The organism is Enterococcus sp. AZ009 (assembly GCF_050548785.1).
GTDB classification, from domain to species: Bacteria; Bacillota; Bacilli; order Lactobacillales; family Enterococcaceae; genus Enterococcus_D; species Enterococcus_D entomosocium.
Map to the genome: position 1 here is coordinate 2,579,084 of NZ_CP172960.1, position 25,003 is coordinate 2,604,086.

26 protein-coding genes are annotated in these 25,003 nt (G+C 42.7%); 4 read left to right on the forward strand and 22 right to left on the reverse strand.

Annotated features, from left to right (window positions below):
• Positions 1-20 precede the first annotated feature (20 nt).
• From IGJ74_RS12320 to IGJ74_RS12415, 20 genes are all read right to left on the reverse strand, one after another.
• Complete coding sequence (locus IGJ74_RS12320) at positions 21-947, reverse strand: phosphoglycerate dehydrogenase (RefSeq protein ID WP_016621553.1); 927 nt, start codon at positions 945-947, stop codon at positions 21-23.
• Positions 948-959: 12 nt separating this feature from the next.
• Positions 960-1,793: a PTS system mannose/fructose/sorbose family transporter subunit IID gene (locus IGJ74_RS12325; RefSeq protein ID WP_218193199.1), complete on the reverse strand. Its 834-nt coding sequence runs from the start codon at positions 1,791-1,793 to the stop codon at positions 960-962.
• Positions 1,790-2,539: a PTS sugar transporter subunit IIC gene (locus IGJ74_RS12330; protein WP_218193200.1), complete on the reverse strand. Its 750-nt coding sequence runs from the start codon at positions 2,537-2,539 to the stop codon at positions 1,790-1,792. Before IGJ74_RS12330 ends, IGJ74_RS12325 begins: the two co-directional genes overlap by 4 nt.
• Positions 2,540-2,556: 17 nt before the next feature.
• Entirely contained in the window at positions 2,557-3,036 is a 480-nt protein-coding gene (locus IGJ74_RS12335) for a PTS system mannose/fructose/N-acetylgalactosamine-transporter subunit IIB (RefSeq protein ID WP_016608210.1), read from the reverse strand.
• Complete coding sequence (locus IGJ74_RS12340) at positions 3,033-3,683, reverse strand: KDPG and KHG aldolase (RefSeq protein WP_016621555.1); 651 nt, start codon at positions 3,681-3,683, stop codon at positions 3,033-3,035. The genes IGJ74_RS12335 and IGJ74_RS12340 overlap by 4 nt, the downstream gene beginning before the upstream one ends.
• Before the next feature lie 179 nt (positions 3,684-3,862).
• Complete coding sequence (locus IGJ74_RS12345; protein WP_016621556.1) at positions 3,863-4,255, reverse strand: OsmC family protein; 393 nt, start codon at positions 4,253-4,255, stop codon at positions 3,863-3,865.
• Positions 4,252-5,142 (reverse strand): ATP-binding cassette domain-containing protein, encoded by an 891-nt coding sequence (locus IGJ74_RS12350; protein ID WP_008378908.1) that lies wholly within the window; start codon positions 5,140-5,142, stop codon positions 4,252-4,254. The genes IGJ74_RS12345 and IGJ74_RS12350 overlap by 4 nt, the downstream gene beginning before the upstream one ends.
• Positions 5,142-6,020 carry an ABC transporter ATP-binding protein gene (locus tag IGJ74_RS12355; protein WP_016621557.1) on the reverse strand — a complete coding sequence of 293 codons (879 nt, stop codon included), beginning with the start codon at positions 6,018-6,020 and terminating at the stop codon, positions 5,142-5,144. The genes IGJ74_RS12350 and IGJ74_RS12355 overlap by 1 nt, the downstream gene beginning before the upstream one ends.
• A gap of 3 nt (positions 6,021-6,023) precedes the next feature.
• Positions 6,024-6,854 carry an ABC transporter permease gene (locus IGJ74_RS12360; protein ID WP_005234832.1) on the reverse strand — a complete coding sequence of 277 codons (831 nt, stop codon included), beginning with the start codon at positions 6,852-6,854 and terminating at the stop codon, positions 6,024-6,026.
• Positions 6,854-7,813, reverse strand: a complete 960-nt coding sequence (locus tag IGJ74_RS12365) for an ABC transporter permease (RefSeq protein ID WP_005234830.1) — start codon at positions 7,811-7,813, stop codon at positions 6,854-6,856. The genes IGJ74_RS12360 and IGJ74_RS12365 overlap by 1 nt, the downstream gene beginning before the upstream one ends.
• A gap of 72 nt (positions 7,814-7,885) precedes the next feature.
• The gene (locus IGJ74_RS12370) at positions 7,886-9,466 is read right to left on the reverse strand and encodes an ABC transporter substrate-binding protein (protein WP_016613557.1); all 1,581 of its coding nucleotides are present in this window, start codon (positions 9,464-9,466) and stop codon (positions 7,886-7,888) included.
• A gap of 50 nt (positions 9,467-9,516) precedes the next feature.
• On the reverse strand, positions 9,517-10,347 hold the full coding sequence (locus tag IGJ74_RS12375; RefSeq protein ID WP_005234826.1) for a MetQ/NlpA family ABC transporter substrate-binding protein: 831 nt from the start codon (positions 10,345-10,347) through the stop codon (positions 9,517-9,519).
• 255 nt (positions 10,348-10,602) lie between these two features.
• Positions 10,603-11,697, reverse strand: a complete 1,095-nt coding sequence (locus IGJ74_RS12380) for an aminotransferase class I/II-fold pyridoxal phosphate-dependent enzyme (protein WP_016621558.1) — start codon at positions 11,695-11,697, stop codon at positions 10,603-10,605.
• Entirely contained in the window at positions 11,687-12,886 is a 1,200-nt protein-coding gene (locus IGJ74_RS12385) for a PatB family C-S lyase (protein WP_218193201.1), read from the reverse strand. Before IGJ74_RS12385 ends, IGJ74_RS12380 begins: the two co-directional genes overlap by 11 nt.
• Entirely contained in the window at positions 12,876-13,844 is a 969-nt protein-coding gene (locus IGJ74_RS12390) for a homoserine O-succinyltransferase (protein ID WP_218193202.1), read from the reverse strand. The genes IGJ74_RS12385 and IGJ74_RS12390 overlap by 11 nt, the downstream gene beginning before the upstream one ends.
• 399 nt (positions 13,845-14,243) lie before the next feature.
• A complete protein-coding gene (locus tag IGJ74_RS12395) occupies positions 14,244-15,014 on the reverse strand; it encodes a C39 family peptidase (protein ID WP_016613561.1) in 771 nt (256 codons plus the stop codon).
• 138 nt (positions 15,015-15,152) lie between these two features.
• Entirely contained in the window at positions 15,153-15,764 is a 612-nt protein-coding gene (locus tag IGJ74_RS12400) for a hypothetical protein (RefSeq protein ID WP_005225537.1), read from the reverse strand.
• A gap of 118 nt (positions 15,765-15,882) precedes the next feature.
• Positions 15,883-16,770, reverse strand: coding sequence for a 16S rRNA (adenine(1518)-N(6)/adenine(1519)-N(6))-dimethyltransferase RsmA (gene rsmA / locus IGJ74_RS12405; RefSeq protein ID WP_008378923.1), 888 nt, complete (start codon positions 16,768-16,770; stop codon positions 15,883-15,885).
• Complete coding sequence (gene rnmV / locus IGJ74_RS12410) at positions 16,767-17,339, reverse strand: ribonuclease M5 (protein WP_005234813.1); 573 nt, start codon at positions 17,337-17,339, stop codon at positions 16,767-16,769. The genes rsmA and rnmV overlap by 4 nt, the downstream gene beginning before the upstream one ends.
• Positions 17,332-18,102: a TatD family hydrolase gene (locus IGJ74_RS12415; RefSeq protein WP_016613564.1), complete on the reverse strand. Its 771-nt coding sequence runs from the start codon at positions 18,100-18,102 to the stop codon at positions 17,332-17,334. The genes rnmV and IGJ74_RS12415 overlap by 8 nt, the downstream gene beginning before the upstream one ends.
• A 185-nt stretch (positions 18,103-18,287) precedes the next feature.
• Here IGJ74_RS12415 and IGJ74_RS12420 point away from each other — a divergent pair, with 185 nt between their 5' ends.
• The 3 genes from IGJ74_RS12420 to IGJ74_RS12430 all read left to right on the forward strand — a co-directional run bounded on the left by IGJ74_RS12420 (position 18,288) and on the right by IGJ74_RS12430 (position 20,346).
• Positions 18,288-19,004 carry a hypothetical protein gene (locus IGJ74_RS12420; protein ID WP_218193203.1) on the forward strand — a complete coding sequence of 239 codons (717 nt, stop codon included), beginning with the start codon at positions 18,288-18,290 and terminating at the stop codon, positions 19,002-19,004.
• 173 nt (positions 19,005-19,177) lie between these two features.
• Complete coding sequence (locus IGJ74_RS12425; RefSeq protein ID WP_005234806.1) at positions 19,178-20,038, forward strand: metallophosphoesterase; 861 nt, start codon at positions 19,178-19,180, stop codon at positions 20,036-20,038.
• A 134-nt stretch (positions 20,039-20,172) separates the two neighbouring features.
• Positions 20,173-20,346 carry a hypothetical protein gene (locus tag IGJ74_RS12430; RefSeq protein WP_005234804.1) on the forward strand — a complete coding sequence of 58 codons (174 nt, stop codon included), beginning with the start codon at positions 20,173-20,175 and terminating at the stop codon, positions 20,344-20,346.
• 27 nt (positions 20,347-20,373) lie between these two features.
• On the opposite strand, the gene IGJ74_RS12435 is transcribed toward IGJ74_RS12430, so the two are convergent.
• Positions 20,374-22,131, reverse strand: a complete 1,758-nt coding sequence (locus tag IGJ74_RS12435; protein ID WP_008378930.1) for a metal ABC transporter permease subunit — start codon at positions 22,129-22,131, stop codon at positions 20,374-20,376.
• A gap of 1 nt (position 22,132) precedes the next feature.
• Positions 22,133-22,855, reverse strand: a complete 723-nt coding sequence (locus IGJ74_RS12440; protein ID WP_005234801.1) for a metal ABC transporter ATP-binding protein — start codon at positions 22,853-22,855, stop codon at positions 22,133-22,135.
• A gap of 572 nt (positions 22,856-23,427) precedes the next feature.
• Here IGJ74_RS12440 and IGJ74_RS12445 point away from each other — a divergent pair.
• A complete protein-coding gene (locus IGJ74_RS12445; protein ID WP_218193204.1) occupies positions 23,428-24,942 on the forward strand; it encodes a flavocytochrome c in 1,515 nt (504 codons plus the stop codon).
• The last annotated feature ends 61 nt before the right edge of the window (positions 24,943-25,003 follow it).

The following is a 25,003-nucleotide window of genomic DNA, read 5'->3' on the forward strand; positions in this document are numbered from 1 at the left end:
TCTTTCTCCTCTTTCATATATTACTGGAAATGATTAATAATCTTTTCTGCCGAAAAATTACAGGTTCGTTTTTCTGCCTCTTCTGTTCGTGCTCCTATATGAGAAGTAAGATAAAAATTATCAAGTGTTACTAATTTATATCCACATTGCGGGGGCTCCTTTGAAAAAACATCAAAGCAAGCGCTGCGAATTTTACCCTGTGTCAAGGCTTCATATAAGGCTTCTTCATCAACAATTCCTCCCCGAGCCGTATTTATTAAGCAAGCACTTTTCTTCATTTTTTCAAATGCCGTCTGTGAGAGCATGTTTTTAGTTTCGTCTACGAGAGGAAGATGTAAAGACAAATAGTCCGCATGTAAAAGTATTTCTTCAAATGAAGCCTCATTAACCGCTGATTTTTTTAATTCATTTTCTTTGATTGGAAGAATATCTTGAACGAGAACCTTCATTCCTAAACTCAAGGCAATTTCAGCTAATCTTTTCCCGATCGCTCCATAACCAACAATTCCTAAAACTTTGCCTGAAATTTCATATCCTGTCGGCTTGTTCCAAAAACCGTCCTTGACTTCTGCGATATTTCTATAGAGATTTTTCGCATCCAAAAACATCAATGCAGCAACATGTTCAGCGACTGCATTCGTATTTGTTCCCAAAGTTCTTTCTACGACGATTCCTTTCTCCTTGCAAAAATCAGTATCGATATTATCAATACCAACACCAAATTTGCAGATAATTTGTAGTCTGGGACAAGCTTCTAAAAATGAACGATCGATGTCGTCCACTCCCACAATTAACGCATCAGCGTCTTGGGATTTTTTTAGAAGTTCTTCTTTGGAATACGCTCTTCCAGTATCATTGTAATCCACGGTAAAACCAGCTTTTTCTAAAACTACTATTTCTTCTAAACCATAGGACGAAAAGCCTCTAGGCGTTATGACTAGCTTCATCTTGATTCTCCTTTATATAATTCCCAAAAATGTCAGTAAAATAGCAAGTACCATTGTTACCAGAATGATCTGCAAATATTTTGGGCCGCGTTTAATAATATAAAAGTACATAGCCATTACTAAGAAAAACGGCAACATATTTGGCAAAATATCATTTAATAGCTCTTGTACTTTAACCGTCTCTGTGTCGCTGACAAATTCCAACGCTGTGGAGAAATTGACATAGGCTGCCGAAAGACAACCAATCATAAAGAGCCCAACAATACTTGCTATATCGATCACCTTTTTGATCATTCCAGAGTTTAAAATATTCAACACGGAATTCTTTCCAAATGTATATCCTTTGTTAAACAAAAGCCAAGACCAGCCAAACGACCAGGCAAGATAAATCAATCCTGGAATAAAAGCAGCAATAACTGAACCATTAAGAGCCATCGGAACAAAAATAGCTAATGGGATGGTTGCTACAATCCCTTGATCCACACTATCCCCAATACCAGCCAAAGGTCCCATCAATCCAATTTTTAAAGACTCGATGATTTCCGGTGTTATTTCTTCATTTCCATTTGCCCTTTGCTCTTCAAGAGAGATAACAATTCCATGAATTATACTTCCCCAGTCACAATTCGTATTAAACATTTGAACATGGCGTTGCATAGCAGCTTGCAATTCATCAGGATCATTTGCATATAGCTTTCTTAGAATCTTATTTAGAGAATAACTGAATGCTAATGCTTGCATCCTATCAAAACTAACAGGTACTTCTACTGCTAAGCACCATTTCCACCATGCCTTAAGCAGATCCATGCGGGTAATTTTCTTTTCAATGACTACATCTTGATTCATGCGTATTCCTCCTCATCAGAACTTTGTTTATATAACGAAGAAATCATTGCGATACATACAGCAAAAACGGCACCCGTCAGCATAGAAAAGCCCAAAACGGAATAAGCAAAGAAACCAATGACAAAAAATGGCAAATATTGCTTTTTCCCCATAACAACTAGCGTTAGCGCAAATCCTAATGCAGGTAGCATACCACCAGCATTTGAAAGTTCATTCATCAACCATTCGGGAATAATATTAATAAATGCTTGAACCACATTTGCTCCAAACATAGTCGCTACAAATACGGGAGTGAAATACAGTAAACCATTAGTCAACCAAGGAATGACGAATGAAAACAATGATAACCGTTCATATTGATGCTCAGAAACAAATTTATCCGCTTGAGTATTATAAAAAGAATTAATGGTTCTACGTACGTTATTTATCAACACACCCAGTACACCAAAAGGAACCGCTAATGCAACTGCTGTGTTTGGATCTAGCCCATTTTGTAGAGCTGCAGGAATAGCAATACAAGCAGCTAAGGCACGATCACTGGGAATGTTTCCACCAGCCTCGATCCCTCCCATGTAAAGAAGCTGGATCGTCGCCCCGTAAAGTAATCCAGCTGAAACATCGCCAAAAATCCAGCCAATCACTACTCCGAGTACAACTGGGTTTCTAAAAGCAAACGAAAAATAATACTGTGCTCTTCCCATTGCCAACCAATAAGTAAGACCTACTAAAATCGATGGTATCAACATTTTTATTTCCCCCTATGTCATAATTTTGCGACTGCTTTTTTTAGTGGTTCTGATGGATAATCTGGTGTGGTTTGCAAATAAATCGAAATCCCTTTCTTTTCTAAAGCCAAAAGTAGGTCTGCATCGGTCTGATCTAAAGTGATGGCATTATTCACTGCTTTTCTGCCCGGACCTCCGCCTAAACCACCAATTTGAATTTCTTTTAAATCTAAGCCATTCATCACTGTTTTATAAAGTTCTTGCACATTTTTAAATAAAAGCATAATCCGATTACGATCAAACTCCTTATTTTGAAAAGCAAGAACTGCCTGTTCGCTAGACAAAATTCGAATTTTAACACCTTTTGGCGCAGCCATTTTAAATACATCTTGCATAAAGGTATCTTGACTAAGCTGTGTATCAATCGTCACAATTTCATTAATGTCACATTGTTTAAGCCAACGGGTAATTACTTGTCCATGAATCAATCGAAAATCTACTCTTGTTAGTGCGATCATTTAAATCCCTCTTTTCGTATCTTTCTATTTGCTTCAATAATTTTGCAAATCTCTTTGGCATTTGTTTCGATTTCCTCAGATGAACCTTTCGTCAAAAGAGAACCAAAGCCGCAAACATCGACACCGTTTGCAAGCCAATCTCGCAAATTGCTCAAATCAATTCCTCCACTCGCTAGAATAGGCATATCAGATAAAGGCGTCTTAAATACTTTGGGTAAACGTTCACCGTAAAAATCGGATATCGGAAACGCTTTAATAAATGAAGCACCTAAAGTCAATGCTTCAACCGCTTCAGTAAAGCTTGTACATCCAGGAGCATAAGGAATCTGGTATCGATTACATATTTTTGCGACTTCTTCACTATAATTTGGCGCTATGATAAACTGTGCCTCGTTTAAAATAGCATGACGAGCTGTTTCGCTATCCAGGACAGTCCCAGCGCCAACGATCAGTTTATCTTTGTATTTTTCACGTAACTGCCTTATCATGTTTCCAGCGCTATTTAACGTATAGCTCATCTCCATTACAGGAATTCCGCCACGAATACAGGCTTCGGCAATTTCGCAAGCCCTTTCAAAACTCTCAGTGCGAACAATTGCTAGTGCACCAACTTCAAACATACTTTTTGCGATCATTGTTTTCTTCATCTTTCTCACCTCTGATTAGTATTTTTCCATAATTTCATCAGAAAGAATATATTCATTGCACACAAAAAAAATTGGATTTTTTGTGTGTCAAAGGATATTTAAGAACACAAATCTTTAAAGAATAAAAAAAAACTCTGCTTCAACAGTTGAAGCAGAGTTTCACAAATGAATATTATTTTTTAAATAAACGTCACTGTTTCCGTCACTTCGATCGTTGGATCTAACGATTGGATCACGGGGCAATTTGGTGAAACGAGTTTTAGGCAACGGGTCGCTTTGTCATGATCAGCTTCGGCGATTTTCGCATAAAACTGAATTTGGATAGCACTGACTGGTTGGGCTTTTTTATTGTCGTCTCGGTCATAGCTGACTTCGATCTTTTCGATTTCTGCTTCAACCTTTGAATTCTCTAAGACAGATGCGTATACATAGCCGCCGCAAGCAGCTACCGCACTCACAAGCATTTGGACAGGCGAATAGCCTTTTTCCCGTGCTAACACCCAATTGCCAGTTGGGGTCGTCATTTCAAATTTGTCGCTTCCTTGATGGATCGTCAATGTTTCTACTGTCATCGTTTTTCTCTCCTCACAAAATGATCTGGTTCAACTTCGACCCATTCATACAATGGTGTCAAAGTAATCGTGCTTTGAATTTCCGTTTGTTCCATCGCACCTCTTGCTAACACAGGATCAGCGATCGGAGCTGCTGCTAATAATTTCTTCGTGTAAGGATGCAGCGGATTTTCAAACAAACGATCGGTAGGTGCCAATTCAACTAATTTCCCTTGATACATGACGGCTGTTCGATCACTGATATGACGAATCACGGACAAGTCATGGGAAATGAATAAATAAGACAATGAAAACTCTTTTTGTAGACGCAGCAGCAATTGGATGATCTGAGCCTGAATGGAGACATCTAATGCCGAAGTCGGTTCATCACACAAGACGAACGCCGGGCGATTGACCACCGCACGAGCGATACCGATCCGTTGCCGTTGTCCGCCGCTGAAACTGCGAGGCAGTTTATGGACGTCATCACCGGTGATCCCGACGATCGCTAAGATTTCTTTGGCTTTCGCTCGAGCAGCATCTTTCGTTTCATGATACAACGGCTCCATCACCAGTTCAAGTGCTGTCATACGGGGATTCAATGATGAATACGGATCTTGGAAAATGATCTGCATTTGCTGGTACGCTGCTTTGCGATCTTCTGCCGTCAATGCTGTTATCTCTTTGCCTTCAAAGAAAATCTCCCCGCTTGTTAAGGTCTCTAAATTTAAAATACTGCGTCCTAAAGTGGTTTTCCCACTCCCAGATTCCCCCACTAGCCCCAATGTCTCGCCCCGATGGATCGTTAGGCTGACATCTTCGACCGCTCGGACTTCACTGACAGTGCCGCGCCAGTTTTTACTGCGAAAGATTTTCGTCGCATGTTCTACGCGAATCAGTTCTTCCATTATTCTGTCACCTCCTGATTGCGCCAGACGCGATGTGTCTTAGATAGTTGCGTTTCTTGCAGTTCATCTGCCAATGTCTCATGATAGTCAAAGACTTTTAATTCGGCATGCTTGTCGCCTAAATGGGCCGCCTGCAATAATTGTTTCGTATAAGGATGTTCCGGCTGATAAAAAATTTCTTCCGTGGTTCCTTCTTCCACGACTCGGCCTTGATACATCACTTTAATAAAGTCGCACATTCCTGCAACGACCCCAAAGTCATGGGTCACAAGGACGACGGAAAGCTGGTTCTCTCTTTGCAGGTTTTTGATCAATGCCAAAATCTGTGCTTGGATCGTCACATCTAAAGCCGTTGTCGGTTCATCTGCGATCAGCAATTTCGGTTGCGCCAACAAAGCCATGGCAATCATCACCCGCTGACGCATCCCCCCAGATAGCTCATGAGGATATTGTTTCATGCGTTGTGCTGGAAAAGGTATGCCGACTTTTTCTAACTCTTTGACGGCGATTTCTTGTGCTGCTTTTTTCGATACTTTTTGTGAGCGGCGAATCACTTCTATCAAATGATAGCCAATCGTGCGCAAAGGATTTAACGAAGTCATCGGGTCTTGAAAAATCATGGCGATCGGTAATGTTCGACGATCGGTCACTGCTGCTCCTTCAAATGTATAACTGGTATAGTGATCGATCACTTTATCAGGCAAAAGATCCATGACGCTTTTCATGGTCATACTTTTGCCGCTGCCAGATTCGCCAACGATCCCAACGACTTTGCCCTTAGGAATTACCAGATCAAGATTTTTTACTAACGGTTTCGGACCGGTTTTGCTTTGAAATGTCACATTCAACGCTTCGATCGCTAATAACTCTGTCTTCATCGGTCACACCTCTCTCTGCAAGACATGTTTGATCATGTCGCCGATATTGTTAAAGGAATAGATGGTGAAAATAACAAAGAGCCCTGGAAGAATCGCCATGTATGGTGCCCGCTGCAAGCTGTTTTGCGCGTTTTGCAACAGACTGCCCCACGAAGCCATCGGTTGCTGTATTCCTAAGCCTAGAAAACTCAAAGCCGATTCGGTCATGATCGCTCCTGAAATACTTGCAGATGCCGCAACGATCAAGGTAGGAAGCACTGCTGGGAAAACATGCTTCACGATAATACTAAATGAAGAACGTCCGATAAATTTCCCGTATGCGACATATTCCCGTTCTTTCGCCGCTAACGTTTCACCACGAATCAAACGAGCGATGTTCATCCAGGAGAAGCCGCCGATCACAATAATAATCGTGGTTAGTCCGGGACGTAAAAAGACGCTCAAAACGATCACTAACACCAACCAAGGAATCGATGACAATACATCGACGAGCCGCATCAGCAGGTTGTCGATCCAACCGCCAAAGTAGCCAGAAACAAGACCGACAAGAGTCCCAATAAACGTCGCTGTGATCATTGCCAAAACACCTACAAACAATGATACCCGACCGCCGTAGACGACCCGAATAAAGTAATCTCGCCCCACTTCATCGGTTCCAAATAAATGAGACCAACTCGGCGGCTGTGACATGTTGCTGACATCCGTTGCATTAGGATCGATGGGGATCAAAGGTGCAACAAGCGACAAAATAATCAATAACGTCAGGAAAACGACAGAAAAGGTATAGATGGGCGAAGCAAGCATGACTTCACTGATTTTTTTGAAACGTTTCATTACTTACTCCCTCCTTTACGGATACGTGGATCAACCACGGAGTATAATACATCCGCTAACAAATTCCCTAAGATGACCAGTGTTGCTGACAACAGCATGATGGCCATGATCACAGGATAATCGAGGCTTTTCGTCGCACTCATCAAGTAAGGGCCGACGCCCGGCCAGCCGTAGATCGTTTCTGTAATGATCGCACCGGTAACTAACATCGGCAACGCCAAGCCGATTTGGGTGACAACGGGAATCAAAATATTTCGACTAATATGACGGCTGAAAATCTGCCATTTGCTGGCATGAAATGCCCGTTGCACCATCACGTAGTCTTCTGAAACTTGTTGTGTCGCTGATGCCCGAATATACCGCGTCAAATCTGGGAAGAAGGCGACAGTCAATGTGGTATAAGGCAAAATAAAATGCTGCAGAAAATCGCCAAAATCCCCTTCTTTACCGACCGTATACATGCCAATGATTGGAAACATATTTAATAAGTAACCAAACACATAAATCAAGATCATCGCAAACCAGAAGGTCGGCACAGCGATTCCTAGAGATGCCACAGCGTCAATGATCCGATCCCAAATCTTTCCTTTGTTGGCAGCAGCCAACAGGCCCAAAATGATGGCCAACAACAAGGCAGTCAAATAAGCGGGGATCACTAGGCGCATGGTATTGGGAATCCGAGTCGCAAGTTCTTGTGAAATACTACTTTGAGACACCAAAGAAAAGCCAAGATTACCGGTAAGAATATTTCTGATCCAAAGAAAATATTGAACCAAAAAGGGTTGATCCAAGCCATAGCGCTGCCGCAAAAGATCGATTTGCTCTTGCGACATATTGGGTGTCGTGATGGAGTCGATCACATCATACGGTGCGATATGTATAAGTGAAAAAACGATAAAAGAGATCACAAACAGCAAAGGGATTGCTTGCAATACTCGTTTTGCAATGTATCGAAACATAACTGACCTACTTTCTTTTTCATAGAAAAAAGCTGTGATAAAAAAGATTCCTCTTTATCACAGCCAATGGATTTACTTGATTGTCAATTTAGACATATCTTCGAATGTATAGATTGGGATCAAACCTGCATCTTCTACATTACCAATTCGGTTATTGACCGCTAGGATTTTCTTGTTGTCAACGATTGGGTAAATGATCGCTTCATCAGCAATGGCCTTTTGCAAATCATCATACAATGCTTCACGTTTGTCCGTGTCTAATTCAACTGCTGCTTGGGCAAACAAATTGTCAATGGTTTCGCTATTGCTTTGGAAGTAGTTGGCACTACCGCCAGTTTCAAATAGACTGCCGTATAAGTCAGGGTCATTTCCCATGATATACCCGCCAAGGAATAAGTTGTACTTCGTTGAATCAGGTTTCTTCAACTCGGTAAAGATCGCTGTACCATCGCCACCTTCAAGTGTAACCGTTATGCCTGCTTGTTGCAATTGTTGTTGGATCAACGTAGCTTGGATCGTTTGGGCTGGATCGGTTGAGTTGAAAGCCAAATTCAATGACAAATCAGTCACACCAGCTTCTTGTAAAAGTTCTTTTGCTTTTTCAGCATTCGTCTCATATTTTTCAACATCATCAGTAACGTATGGGTTGTTTGGTGGCAAGAATGAATATGGTGTTGCATAATACTCTTCATCTAAATATGCTGCTTGATTTAATTCATCTTTGTTCAACGCATAGAGAACTGCTTGTCGAACTTTCACATCTTGCAAAGCATCTGAGTGAGTGTTCAAGCCTAGATAACCAACACGGTTTTCAGTATAAGGATAAACAGAGATCTGCTCATCATCTAAGTCTTCAATATCTGAAGGCAAGACAACGGCTGCATCCACTTCCCCTTTTTGCAAAGCGACTTTCGCAGTATCGGTACTTTCGATGATGCGCAACGTCACATTTTGAATCGAAGGCTTGCCGCCATAATAGTTTTCATTGGCTTCAAAAGTAAAGTACTCACCACGTTTGTATTCTTTCAGTTGATACGGACCAGTGCCGACTGGTTTTTCAGGCAGTTCACTGACAGAGAAGTCGGTAACATCTTTAAAGATATGCTCGGGAATGATGTATGTTTCGGTTGCAATATTACTGATCGCTGCCGCACTCGGTGTCGGCAACACGAATTTGACGGTGTATTCATCCACTTTTTCGATCGCGATTGGTTGGTCGTCGACCCAAAGGGAATCGGCATTGCCATTTTCTTTTTTGACTTTTTGTTCATATGTGAAAACAACGTCATCGGCGGTAAAGTCTTCGCCATCTGACCATTTCACATCTTGTTTCAAATGTACTGTCAATGAAAGGCCGTCTTCAGCTGGTTCCACTGATTCTGCCAACGCATTTTGTGTTGTTCCGTCTGCTTCCACTGTAACTAGTGGAGAATAGATCATGTTTGTCACTGTCAATCCCCAACGATCACTGGTGTTGATCGGGTTAGTGGACGATGGGTCCCCGCTGATCGCATAAGTGAATGTTGAATCATCCCCAGCTCCAGCTGCACTACTGGTTGACGTTTCTTCTGTATTTGATCCACCGCAGGCTGCTAGAACAAATCCTAGTCCAACGACGGCAACACTTGCTAAACCTTTTTTCCAATTTATCATTTTTCCATCCTACTTCCTGTTCCTATATAGTAATAGTCGTTTTTAACTTTCTATTCCCATACAGGTATACTAGATTTCTTTGTTACTTCCTCGATGATTGCTTTTACTTCATCGGTCTGATAATATCGAACGACCGTTTGGTAAACGTCATTGTCTGCTTCGTCTGCTCGCGCAGCGATCACATTATAATAAGGCTTGGAGGAATCAGCCACAGGTTCTAAGAAAATCGCATCTTCTGTAGGAACCAAACCAGCATCGACGGCCATGCCATTATTGATCAAAGAAATGTCGACATCGGTCATTGCCCGAGCAGTTTGATTGGAGTCAAGTAGCTCAAATTTCAGGGCTTTGGGATTGTCAATGACATCACTGGTTGTTGGCAGTAAACCTTTTGATTCATCCAAAGTGATCAAACCGGCGGTCTGTAAGAGTAATAGTGCACGGCTCTCATTTGAGACATCATTGGGTAAAGCCACCGTAGCACCATCTGCCAATTCGTTGACATCGGTGATTTTATCGGAATAAATACCAAGTGGGTTTAATGTCGTATAGGCAATCGTCGTGTTGGAATAACCACTTTCTTCGTTGACATTGTCCATAAAAATCTCCGTCAATGCTGCGTGAAGGTCAATTGAGCCATCCTCAAGCGCCACGATTGGCTGACGATAATCGGTGAATTTCACCAATTGCAAGTCGATATTTTCGTTTTCCTTCAATTCTTCCTGCACATGTTCCCAGGCTTCGTTTTGCTCACCCACGACACCCAATTTGACAACGGTGGCTTCCTCATCTGCTTGACTGCTGCCGCAAGCGGCGAAGCTGAACAATGCCAGCAATCCAAGAGCCCCTGTTGCCAATCCCTTTACTACGTTTCTTTTCATCCCTTTTTCCCCTTTTGTTCCCTCCTCAGATCAATCGTCCCGTTTTCTTGACGTATTGCTCAACTAGACCAATTTCACCTCTGTTTCTCAAAACAAATTGTTTTTTCAAAGGAGAAATGGCAAATGCCTGTTGCCGTCAACTGAAAACATCGGACTCACTATTCATATGTAGTGTAACTTTATCCTATACAACTAAAACTGTCAATAAAATTACTCTACAAAAGTAAGTTTTTAACTAGCTGATCTGTGGTCGGGTTATTTGAATATCTTCAGTGCATTTTCTAAGTCATCGATCAAATCTTTACTACTTTCGATCCCAATGGAGATCCGTAAAAGATCCGGCGTCAACCCATAAGATTCTCGTACCTCTTGAGGAATATCCGCGTGGGTCTGTGTCGTTGGATACGTGATGAGACTTTCCACACCACCTAGGCTTTCCGCAAAGGTAAAGACCTGTAATGCTGCTAAAAAGCCGCTGATTTTGGTTTCATCAAGCACCCGAATACTGATCATCGCGCCGGCATTCGGGTACAGCACCTCTTTGATCGCCGGATGGGCTCGTAAAAAACGGCCGACTTCCTTGGCGTTGGCTTCCTGTCGTTCAAAGCGCAACGGCAGCGTCTTTAAACTTCGGATAAATAACCACGTATCAAAGCTGCTCAAAGTCGGGCCTGAAGTATTGGCTAAATAATTCAAACGCTCCCCTACTTGCGCATCTTTGGCGATCACGACACCAGCCAAAATATCATTGTGACCAGATAAGAATTTGGTGCCTGAATGGATCACTAGATCCGCGCCTTCTTCTAATGGCAACTGCCGTAACGGCGTCAAAAAGGTATTATCCACGATCAATAGTGCCCCATGATCGTGAGCAAGCTTGGCGGTTTCAGCAATATCCGTCACGGTCATCAAAGGATTCGTTGGGGTCTCTAAAAAGACAGCCGTTACCTCGTCAGTTAATTTTTCACTTAATTCTGTTACAGTACTGAAGGTATCGAAGAATGCCCGTTGGCTTTTTTCCAGTTCCGCAAAATAGCGAAAGCTGCCGCCATACAAATCACGAGAAACCAAAAAGCGTCTCCCGCTGGTAAATAAGTCAAAAATCAAAGCGATCGCACTCATGCCAGAGCTGGTCACTACTGCCCGAGCTCCTTTTTCTAATTCGGCAAGACCCGCTTCTAAAATATCCCGGGTCGGATTTTTGGTCCGAGTATAATCATAGCCGGTACTTTGCCCCAATTCAGGATGTGCAAAGGTCGTGGAAAGATAAATTGGCGGACTGATCGCCCCGGTTTGCTGATCCGAATGATTGCCTAATTGGGCCAGAAAAGTTGCTGTATCAATGGTCATGTCGTTCCTCCTTTTTGATTGCCTCGATCAAACGATCAAGGGCTTTTTGAATGATCGTTGGTGTTGTCGCAAGATTCAGACGAATCATGCCCTGACCGTCTTTGGCGAACCATTCCCCATAATCGACTGCGAGACCGGCAGTATCTTGGACCACGTGCTTGGTTCGTTCTTTGGCGATGACTTGCCTCAGATCGACCCAGAGAAGATAGGTTCCTTCTAATGGCAGGAGCTCAATTTTGGGAAATGCTTCTTGCAGTTGCTGGCGGACCATTTGTTCATTGGCAGCAATCACCAAAAGCAGGTCATCTAGCCATTGATCCCCCGATTCATACGCGGCTTTCGCAGCCACCAATCCCAAACGATTGACTTCCGTCTGCTTGTATTGTCGGCACCAAGCCTGATAGGCTCTGCGCATCTCTAAATCAGGAATCCAAACATGAGAGAGTAACAATCCTGCTAAGTTGAAGGTTTTTGAGGGCGAATCCAGAACGATCAGCTTCTCAAAGCCGAACCCCTGTGCCACTGTCACGGCTGAAACAAATTGCTGCTCACCGAGTATCAGTTCACGATGGATCTCGTCGGCGATCACGACAACCTCATGTTTTTGGCAAATGGCCAATAACTGATGCAATTCTTTCTCTTGCCAGACCCGCCCTACTGGATTGTGGGGGGAGCAGAGAATAAATAGTTTCACTTTTTCTTCAATGATTTTGGCTTCAAAAGCAGCAAAATCGATTTGATAGGAATTCTTCACCTTTTGCAAGGGTGCTTCTATCAAGCACCTTTTCGTCTCTTTGATGCTGTCAAAAAAGGGATAATAGACGGGCGGCTGGATCAAGATGCCATCGTCTCGTTCTGTGAAACAATGAAGCAAATCAACCAAAGATTGGACGACCCCTGTGGAAAACGAGAGCCATTTTTCTTCGAATTTCGTCCCCCAGTGGCGATCTTGCCAAGCTTGATAGGCTAAAAAATAGCCTGAGGGGGGAATCGCATAGCCAAAGGTTCCTTGAGCAACCAGTTGCTGCAAGGCTTCTTCCACTGCCTTTGGCGCCGCAAAATCCATATCAGCTACCCATAAAGGCAAAAGCTTTTCTCCTTGGAACCGTTGATCGACAAGATCCCATTTTAAAGAATTGGTGCCTTTTCGCTGCCTGGCATAGTGGGAGAGAAAATGCTCAATCGTCATTGATACTCACCCGACCTTCTGGCTCGCTACCGATCCGATAGCCTTCTTTCGTGGGCGTGACGGACAGGTCATACGGCGTTCGCAAATAGGTTTCATTGATCCAATTGCTGAAAAACAAAGAGGCATGTCCTCGCCAACGGTTGGTGATTTTTCCGCCTAAGCGGTCATAGGCAAAGTAATTTTTGGGCAATGCGGTAGCTAAGCCCCGTTCCATGTCTCGCAAGTACTCTTCATTCAAGGTCGTTGAATGGTATTCAAAATGTCCTAGCAAGAAGGCATTTTTATGATCTTCTGATACGAAGATGGAAGGCCCTGTTTCAACGCCCGCTGCCAATATTTCTAAAGGCGCTTGGGCCAGCTGGACATCATCGATGCCAGTATAGCGCGAATGCGGTGTATAAAAGACGTCGTCAAAGCCCCGAACCAGTGGATGAAAATGCGTGACTGTTTGTTCGAAGACACCGAACAATTTGCTTTGGTACAATACTTTGTCGATGCCGTAATGGTAATAAAGCCCCGCTTGTGCCCCCCAGCAAATATGTAGGACTGAAGTGCAATTCGTCTGACTCCAATCCATGATTTCTTGTAGTTCTTGCCAATAGTCAATGGCTTCGAATGCCATTTTTTCAACTGGGGCTCCGGTGATGATCAAGCCATCGAATCGTTGCGGCTGGATCACTGAAAATTCTTGATAAAACTTTTCCATGTGATCGACAGAGGTGTTTTTGCTTTCGTGGTATTTCATTTTTAGTAAAGTCACCTCAATTTGCAGTGGACTTTGGGAAAGTAAACGCAACAACTGATTTTCTGTAGCGATCTTTTTCGGCATCAAATTGACGATCGCGATTTTCAAGGGACGGATCTCTTGCTTCGCCGCTTTATGCTGCAGTAAGGCAAAGACATTTTCTTTTTGCAGGACCGCTGCAGCGGGTAATTCTTTGGGAATAATGATTGGCATTGCTTCAACCCCTTACAGATAAATTTCTTGTTGAAGAGAAAGCGAACAGTTTCGGCTGTGAAAAACAAAAAAAGCCGCCCTTTTATCCTTATGGATAAAAGGGACGACTTGATGCGCGTTACCACCCTAATTCGTGCTATTCTCACAAATAACACCTCAACAGTACACTATGATACTTGGCGCTGTAACGGGCGCATGCCGTTTTGCTGGCGTGAACCAACAAAAAAACTCAGAGCTCATCTTCACTGATCACCGCATGTCTCCTTTTTCACCAACCGGAGTCTCTGTACCTTTGTTGATCTGCTACTCTTCTCTTCAACGTTATCGAATTCTTTGTTTAATTTTAAAAAATTATAATTGTTTTTTCATTTACTGTCAACGGCAAGTTGAGACTTTTTCTTAGATTTCTTCTAAATATAAGTATTGCTGACCCATTTTTTCATAGATCGCTGCTAAGTCTTCTTTGCTGACTTCGCGATCCTTATGCCCATAAGGGTCGTTGACATACATCGTATCACCATCGATGCCAGTGATCACTACCGAATGGATCAATGCAGTCACAAGGATTTCGCCATTTTGGGTATTCCATTGAAAGAAATCAGCATCGGTAGGTACTTGTAATTCTAACGTCGCGATCATCCAAACTGGTTTCCCAGATTGCAGGACTTTGACGATCTCATCAAAACTTTTGTCTCGTCCACTAACGACTTCATATTGCTCTTTTACAATACTTTCGGCGACATCAGTGATCGGTTCTACGTCAACACCCATCGCGCTATCGCCGCCATAGATGTTTCCAACAAAGCCTTCTCGCGGATCTCCATGGTGATTATAATCCTCATAAAGTGGGACATACACTAATTCTTCTGCCAATTGATTTTTATTGGTATCAAATCCGTAAAAATTCAAGAGCATCGATAAAGCCGTTACTTCACAACCATTTCCTAACGTAACTTCATCGAATTGATTTTCTAACGGAACGTCCAATTGAATAACGTCACTGTATTCAGGCTCTGGTGTTTGTTCTTCATCCGAAAGTGCTAGTGTCAATTCATCCTCTATCTTTTCAAAGGGGGACTGCCCATTCTTACTGTCATAAAAAATCAGCAGAAAGAAGAGCATCAAGACGAACATACCTAAAAGTAACCGTTTTAACTTTTTCTTCTTCATCTACTTCCTCCTCTTTTATATTATAACTTATTTCTGTTTATTATTTCACTATAATAAACGTTTTAAGAAGGAGTATTTTCTTAATCTGAATACAAAAAAATAGACCCGTTTACGCAGCGGGTCTATTCAAACTGGCGCTTATGCCGCTTTCTTCTGTTTCTGAATAAAGCGTCCTTTTGCTTTTGAAAACGAACGAATATCAAATTGTTTGCTTAAGGCACCTGCAACAAAATAAGCCAAATTGAAATCGATCAAGCTATGGATCAAGCCACCGATCCCCATCAAAACGAACAAGAAATAGTAGAAATTGCCATCGAATGCTGTCCCTGGTACATTTCCTGTGAAGTAAAAGGCGGCAACGACTGCCATTTCAACGGCAGAATGAATCAGTCCGATAATCAAGTTAAAGCTCTGAAATTTGATATTCAATAAAGAGGGTTTGCCATTTTTCAGTAAAATATCTGGGTGCTTCTGTAAATAAAAGGCACCGATGACTGCAAAAACAACATGGGACAATGCCCGTAATGCAATGATTGGTGGTAGTGTTAAGAAAAAGCCAAAGGTTGTTCCTAAAGCTACAGCGATCGCCATCGCTGGTGAAAAGAACATCGCCACAAATACGGGAACATGGCTAGCTAAGGTAAAAGACGCAGGTCCGATGACGATTTTGGGCATTACCATGGGAATGACGATTCCCATGCCGATTAACAATGCAGCGATCGTTAAATGGCGGATGGAATGATTTTTCATTTATACTCTCTCCTTAAATGTGTCATGACAGTTCTGTCTTGCTTATTCTACTGGTATTTCCACAAGGTGTCAAGACACAAAAAAACGAATGTTTATTCAACATCCGTTTTTATAGAAGTTATCCTTTGCGCGCTTGCATTTCATTGCTTAATTTGGCAAATTCCGCTAACGACAGCGTTTCTCCACGACGTTTCGGATCGATCCCACTTGCTTCTAAACTGTCTGCCAACCACTGTTTGGTTTCTTCATCTTTTCCATAGCTATTTTGCAAATTGTTCCAAAGGGTTTTACGACGCAACTGAAAGGCTGCTTTCGTTAATTTAAAGAACTCTTTTTCATCGGTGACTGCGACCGCTGGTTGTGGACGGCGCGTCAATTTCAAAATAGCCGAATCAACATTCGGTTGGGGTACAAAAACGGTTTTCGGGACGATGAATGCCAGTTTTGCTTCCATGTAGTATTGCACAGCGATCGACAACGAGCCATAGGCTTTGGTCCCGGGAACTGCTGAGATTCGATCAGCCACTTCTTTTTGCATCATCACGACCATTTCATCTACTGGTACCTGAGACTCTAAAAAGTGCATCATGATAGGCGTAGTAATATAATAAGGCAGATTTGCGACAACTTTTAATGAAGCAGCCGTATCGCTGAATTCTGACCGAATGGTCGTTGATAGGTCTGCTTGCAAGACATCTTGATGAATGATCTTTACGTTTGCGTAAGGCTGCATCGTATCAGCTAATACAGGGATCAACCGATCATCGATTTCAAACGCCAACACTTGCTTGGCGTGTTTTGCCAACTGTTCGGTCAGCGCACCGATTCCAGGTCCAACCTCAATGACGTTTGTCGTTTCGTCGATGCCTGCTGTTTCTACGATTTTCCGTAAAATATTCGGTTCTGTTAAGAAGTTTTGTCCTAAACTTTTTTTAAAGGTAAAGCCATGTTTCGCTAAAATCTCTTTGGTTCTTGAGGGGGTTGCTATATCCCGTTCTTCCTTCACAATTCTTCCTCCACTGTTTTCATAGCTTCTGCCAACTCTGCATCGGTGATACGAAACATTGCCAGCCGCTTCTCTAATTGTTTGCCGTTCGTATAGCCGATGCGTAAAAGATCTCCTAGCCGCTCTCGTTTCTCTTTTGCTCCAGCGCCTGCGATCAAGCCATACGCTAATAACTGTTGGCGATCAATGGTTCCTTCACTGACTTCATTTGAAGCAATCGGGGTTACGACTTTTCGCAAGGCTTCTTTCAATGCTTCATGGCTGGCGTGTTCCACGCCCAAACTGCCTTTGCTTTTCGGTGCTGCCTGACTGCGCGGTAAAAAGGCATGCTTGGCATCCGGAACCACTTCCATAATGATTTTGCGGATCTTTTCTCCCGAAAAATCGGGATCGGTAAACACGATGACCCCTCGTGTTTCTTGGGCATGCTCGATTTGATCAAGGATCGTATCATCGATCGCTGAACCGATCGTTTCGATCGTATCTACTTCGAACACTTCTTGCAATCGACGGGTGTCGTCTTTGCCTTCGACGACAATGATTTCTTCGATTTTCGGTTTATCAGTCATTGATCCTAAACAAGCGGTGGGCATTTTTTGTCGTGTAGGCCGCAACATCAGCGACCGCTTCTTGCCGCAGCTCCGCGATTTTATCCACCACATAATGGGTATAGCCGGGTTCATTGCGTTTGCCGCGATAAGGAACAGGGGCTAAATACGGCGCGTCAGTCTCAACGAGTAGCCGATCTTGTGGTACGACTAGTGCAGCTTCTTGTACCTCCGTGGCCTTTTTGAAGGTCACGACACCACTAAAGGAAATGTACATTCCTAGATCCAAGAACTTTTTCGCCCATTCTCCGTCTCCACTAAAGCTGTGCATAATACCACCGATTGTTTGGACTTTTTCATCCTTTAAGATCGCATAGGTATCTTCTAAGGCTTCACGGGTATGAATACTGATGGGCAGCTGATGTTCACGAGCGATTGCCATTTGCCGACGAAAGACCTTTTCTTGAACTTCTTTCGGATCTTCCATCCAATGGTAGTCTAAACCGATTTCACCTAAGGCAACGACTTTTGGTCGTTCCAAGCGCTCTTGCAAATAGGTTTCTACGTGTGGGGTATAAGAACCAGCTTCGGTGGGATGCCAACCGATAATGCTGTAAATGCCAGGATATTCTTTGCTTAATGCTAACGATTTTTCAATCGTTGGCTGATCGAAACCGACGACCGCCATCTCCGTTACTCCTAGTTCATGCGCACGGGCGACGGTTTCGGGAATGTCTTCGTTAAACTGTTCTGCATTCAAATGTGTATGAGAATCAAAAATCATGAAATCTCCTCCTTAGTCCTTCTATACTCTAGCATATTTTGACGGTTTAAGAAACGAATCCTCTCCGCTTTTTTCAGCAGTTTAAGAAAACTTTCAGCAAGCAAAAAAAATCCGCCCAAAGTTGGAGGACGCCGAAGCTTATTTTCTCTATACTGAGGGTAACGAAATCGTATGGAGGTGGAAATATGGAACGATCAAAAATTGATCCCGGCCGCTTTTTTTCTGGCCAAAAAGCAGCAACTAAAGGCACGTTAAAAAATCAATATCACTACTATCGGAAGCAAAATGCCCATCAAGCATTCAATAGCGATTTTCAGCGAAATTTCCAGCAAGATTTCCCCAATTTTGCTACATGGCTAAAACTGCAGCAGCAGACGCCACAAAAGAATCAAACAGCGACTTTTTCTCACTGGTTATTGGTTGGTTTCTTCGGACTTTTGACGGCAGCAAGTTTTTCGCAACAGCTCTTATTCCTACTTTTTGTCTTTGTCATAGCTGCTCTCGTCAAAGGCCCAGGCATGATCTTATGGGGCATCGTTTATTCCTTCTTAGTTAGTCTGTTTCCTCCATTGGGTATCGTTCTTTCTGGCTTGTTTTTCTTACTGACCTTGCGTCAATTAACCAAAAATGTCACTTTCGTTTTGACTGCATTGTACTTTTACGGCTATCCGTTTGTCATCACAGCCCTCCAGCACTTCACGAATTGGGACCCGCAATGGCTGTGGGTCGGGAGTATCGGTTTTGCCTTGATCAGTGGCCATTTTGTCTTACAGCAAAACTATCCCTTTGCTTCAAGTAAAAGTCTCGCATGGGCGATCATCTCTGTCCCTTATGATTGTGTCATGGCTTTGATCCCTGTCAAACACAAGGCACGCTTCAAACGATTGGTGAAAATCAAATAATTGCGATCTAGGATACAAAAGATAGGCTGTTGCAGCTTCTTTTGTATCTTTTTTAATGGAAAAATCAAGCGAAATACGATGGATATTTTTTGTTATTTTTGCTTCCGTATGATTGCTTTTTTTGTAAGAATCTACTATGCTAGAAACTAGCAAATCAAAAAAGGAGCCACGCCATGTACACCCTCATTCTTATTGCATTCCTCCTTACGGGCTTGCTAGTTTACTCCTTTATTATTGAACCGCATCTTCTCAAACAACGGCATTATCTCATAAAAAAAGACAAGCGCACCGTCTTAGATATTTCAAAAGCTTATGACCTTTACCAAGCAGAAAGCAATATCGTGATTGCCCATATCAGTGATCTCCATTTTTCTCGTTGGTTTAAACCAAGACGAATGAATCGCATCATTCGATCAACGATCCAAAACAAGCCGGATCTGATCATCATCACGGGGGATCTGATCGATAATTATAAAAAATGGCCGCATCGTTCAACCAAGCGACTGATCGAAAAGTTGAAAAAATTGCAAGCGCCTCTGGGTAAGATCGCAGTTATGGGGAACCATGACCATTTGAATGACGGTCATTACTTTGTTAAGGAAATATACCAGCATGCAGGGTTTACCTTACTTGATAATGAGTCGGTTTTTGGTTCTGATGACAAGACGTCGATGAATATTGTCGGTATCGATATAGAAAGTCCGAAAGTCAGTTTTACCTATGAAGCAACCTTAGCAGAATGGCAGCTGCTTTTGCTCCATGAACCCGATTATGTTTCTCGGATCACCAATCTGCCAAACTACGACTTGATTCTTTCTGGCCATAGCCATGGCGGGCAGATTCGCTTGCCTTTTTATTATGCGAAAACAAAGGGCGCGTTGAAATATACCGATGGGCTCTACCTTTTAGGAAATGAGACCTTATTGAGTGTTTCCAGTGGGGTCGGTATGACCAAGATTCCCGCCCGACTCGGCGTCCCGCCAGAGATCCTTTATTACCATTTAGAACCGCAACAGCAATTGAACGTTTCTTAACTGTTCATCGTTGTAATTGGGAAAAAATCAGCAAATCGTTTCAGCAAACGTTCGATTCGCTGATTTTCTTTTTGCCCCTATCGTGTTAAAATATACCAAATAAATACTTTTAAACAATTAGGAGGAACCAAAAAATGGTCATCTCAGGAACACTCTGGTTTTTGATCGCCTTCTTTGCTTATACAGCCTATGTTTACGGTCAGGGGTTGTACTTTCCTGTCATCGCATTTCTTGCTGCCTTGATGGGCTGCGGATTTTATCTCTTTGCTTTTCTCCAGCACAAAAATACGACGAAAAAACATCCTTAGCCAGAACGAGCTAAGGATGTTTTTGTATTATTGATTCAAGCCTTGATAAATCGTCTCGAGATTCCACTTCATCATGTTATAGTAGCTGTCGCCTTCTTCTCCCGGTTCTGCAATCGAATCGGTAAAGACGGTTCCGAAAATCGGAATGCCCGCATCACGAGAAACACTTTGCATTGGACGAGTATTGACGCTGCTTTCTACAAACAAGGAAGCGACGGCTGAGTTTTGCAGCTGATCCACTAAGTTTTTGATTTGCGCAGGGGTACCTTCTTCTTCGGTATTGATTTCCCAAATATAGGCAGACGGTACACCATAGGCTTTAGAGAAGTATTTGAAGGCTCCCTCACTGGTGACGATCAATTTCTTCTCTTCAGGAATCGATTGGAAGTTTTCCTTCGCTTGCTGATCCAGTTCTTCTAATGAAGCCAAGTAGCGTTCAAGGTTTTCTTCATAGAAAGAGCGATTGTCAGGGTCCTTTTCACTCAGGCGTTGAGCGATGTTACGGGCATAGATCATGCCGTTTTCTAGATTTAACCATGCATGAGGATCGGCTTTGCTGTGGTCTTCATCATCAGATAAATAAAGCACATCCACGCCATCACTGACGGCAAAGTAATCTTCATTTTCTACCTTATTGGCATTGTTCATCAATTTGGTAAACCAGCCATTGCCGCCAGTTTCTAGATTCAAGCCGTTGTAAAGGATAAGATCAGCATCGGTCGCTTTTCGAACATCTTCCACTAAAGGTTCATATTCATGGGGATCACGCCCCACTGGTACGATACTGTGAAGATCGATTCGATCACCGGCAATGTTTTCCGTAATATCAGCAATGATCGAATTGGTCGCTACTACTGAAAGTTTCCCTTCTGTTTGGGCCATCTGTCCGTTTTGCTGTGCCAAAAAGAAGCCACCGGCTACAGCTGCCGTTGCTAAAACCGCTGTCGCTGACCAGCGCTTGACTGGACTGGTCTTTTGTTTTGGTGAGAACAAGAAACCGATCACGAAAAAGGCTCCTGCGGTCAAAACGATACTTGATCCTGCGGCAATATTAAAGCTGTACCCGATAAACAAGCCGATAAATGAGGCGAGACCACCTAAAACCCCTGCGATGATCATCATATGCTTCAATTGTTTTGTATATAAATAAGCCGTTGCTGCTGGAGTGACTAATAAAGCCACGATCAAGATCGTTCCGACGCTTTGCATCGCTGTCACTGAAACCAAAGTTAATAAGAACATCAATAAGTAGTGATAGGCTTGCACTTTCATCCCAAAAGCCTTTGCCATCATCGGATCAAAAGACGTGATCAACAGTGGACGGAAGAAAAGGATGATCACTGCCAGCACAAGGATAGCGATAGCGATCGTCAGCCATTTGTCGCTATCTTGTACCGCTAGCACATTCCCAAACAAAATGTGAAACAAATCAGTCGAACTGTTTGCTACCCCAATCAAGATAACCCCTAAAGCTAGAAACGAACTAAAGGTGATACCGATCGCCGTATCACTTTTGATCAGGCTGTTATTGGCGATATAGGTAATAATCATGGAAGCCAAGATCCCAAAGAAGATTGCCCCGACAAAAAAATGAACGCCGAAGATATAAGACAAGGCTACCCCTGGTAAGACCGCATGAGAGATTGCATCCCCCATCAAGGACATCCCTCGTAAGATAATAAAACAACCGATCACCCCTGCGACGATTCCGATCGCGACTGCCGTGATCAAGGCATTTTGCAAGAAATGATAGTTACTTAAACTGGTAAAAAAGCTTGTCAACATGTTAAACGCCTCCTTTCACGATGATCGCATCGCCAAATGTTTGCTTCAAATTGCTTTCGGTAAAGACTTCACTCACTGGGCCCGCAGCGATCAGGGTTTGATTGAGAAAAACCAAGTAATCAAAGTATTCGGTGATTTTCCCCAGATCATGATGAACGATAAAAATCGTCTTTCCGGCATCTCGCAAGTTACGCAACAGGCCGACGATGATCGCTTCACTGGTGGCATCGATCCCTACAAAGGGCTCATCGAGGAAGATATAGTTAGCATCTTGCACCAACGTTCGAGCAATCAAGACCCGCTGAAACTGCCCACCGGACAATTCCCCAATCTGACGCTCCGCAAAGGATTCCATTTCTACCGCTGCCAGAGCGGCTGTCACTTTCTGCCAATCGTTGGCTGACATTCTTTGGAACATGCGCATCTTAGGATACAAGCCTAAAGATACGACTTCTTTGACTGTGATCGGAAACGTGTAATCAACCGCAGTCTTTTGTTCGACATAGGCAATTTCCTTTTGAAAGTCTTTTAACGCTTTTTTGTTGACACTCATGTTCCCACTGGAAGGGATCAACTTCAACGCCGCTTTGATCAGCGTCGACTTCCCTGCCCCATTTGGTCCGATGATCCCTACGATCGCTGGTTTCTCTACTTGAAACGACAAATCCGAGATCACTTGATGATTGCCATCATAGGCTGCGGATATTTCTGAAAAAGTAATCATTATTTTCACTCCATTTCCATAGTTAAGGATAGTTTATTTATTTTTTAGGTAGACCTAACTTATTTTTATTATACAAGAAAGGATTGGTTTTGCAAGACAGTTCTCTTGATTTTTTTAAGAAACACCGCAATTTTTTGGCAATGGTTCTTGAAACCCAAGATTCTATCTCTATTTATTGAATAAAAATTGGCGACCACAAATACTGATTCCACTAATTTCTTTCTATCTTTTGATCGCAAAGCGTTTAATTTATTTTCAATAAAAGAGATCGTTCCTCGGCACCTCAGTGACGTACTTTTTTTCAATAACAGAAAAGAGAAAAATTAAATCTCATTTCATACTCCCTTCATGATTAATACCAAACAAATCAAAGAATCAGTAATTCTTCTATTTCCACAAATTCACGAATCTACTCTTTTTTATGATGACCAAGAAACCCTTTCATCTCGACTAAAACGCTTTATAAATTAAACTTTTCTAATTATTATGTGATTTTTCGAACAAAACCTAAAAATAACATGACAACTATGTTAGTCTTTGATTTGGAAAAAGTTTTAGGAGGAATAAAAACAATGAAGAAAATTTTCCAAACACTATTAGTCCTAACCTCGTTAGCAACTTTGAGTGCTTGTGGCGCTGATTCACAAACAAGCAGCAGCACAAGTACTGGTTCATCTGCTAATGAAGAAACAGATGCAACTTCCGCTGCATCTGGTCAAGAATACACAGACCCTAGCGAACTTGCAGACAGCTACGATGTCGTGATTGTCGGTGCGGGTGGCGCTGGAATGGCCGCTGCGATCCAAGCAAAGGAAGCTGGCGCAAACCCAGTTATTTTAGAAAAAATGCCAATTTCTGGTGGGAATACATTGAAATCTTCTGCAGGAATGAACGCTTCAGAAACCAAATTCCAAGAAGCAGAAGGCATTGAAGATTCAAACGATCTATTCTATGAAGAAACATTAGCTGGCGGTCACAACACCAATGATGAAGAATTGTTGCGCTACTTTGTGGATCATTCAGCAGAAGCGATCGATTGGTTAGATTCCATGGGTATCACTTTAGACAACTTAACAACGACTGGCGGGATGAGTGAAAAAAGAACGCACCGTCCATCTGATGGTTCCGCGGTTGGGGAATACTTAGTTGATGGCTTGATGCGCAACATCCATGAATTGGAAATCCCAATTTTTGTAAATGCCGATGTCAAAGAAATCAATGAAGAAGATGGTCAAGTCAACGGGGTGACCGTTGAAGTAGAAGGAAACGAACAAACCATTGATGCCAAAGCAGTTGTCGTTACAACAGGCGGTTTCGGTGCCAATTTCGACATGATCACCGAGTACAAACCAGAATTGGCAGACTACGTGACAACGAACCAAGAGGGTTCGACTGGTGATGGAATCAAAATGATCGAAGCATTAGGCGGACAAACGGTTGATTTAGAACAAATCCAAATTCACCCAACAGTGGATCAGTCTAAATCACTGTTGATCACTGAAGCTGTCCGTGGAGAAGGCGCGATCTTGGTCAATCAAGAAGGCGAACGGTTCTTCAATGAAATGGAAACACGAGACAAAGTCTCTGAAGCGATCATTGCCCTGCCTGAAAAATCAGCAACGTTAGTTTTTGATGCAGGTGTCAAAGAACGCGTAACAGCCATTGATTTTTACGAGCAACAAGGATTAGTCAAATCCGCTGACACGATCGAAGAATTGGCAAAAGAATTGGGCATGCCAGAAGCAGCGCTTGCTGAAACGATCGCTACCTGGAACAGCAGTGTGGCTGCTGGTGAAGACGAAGCCTTTGGACGCAGCACAGCAATGGACAACGATTTGTCAACAGGACCTTACTATGCCATCGCTATCGCTCCTGGTATCCACCACACGATGGGCGGCGTGAAGATCAACACCAACACAGAAGTGATCGCTACGGATAACGAGATCATTCCAGGTCTCTTTGCAGCCGGTGAAGTAACTGGTGGGTTGCATGGTGAAAACCGAATTGGCGGAAATGCAGTTGCCGATATCATCATCTTCGGACGCCAAGCAGGAACAAAAGCTGCCGAATTTGCGCAAGAAAATTAAACCATTCTCTATAAAAAAGAAGTACTAACGCTTTTCATCAGCGTTAGTACTTCTTTTTTCT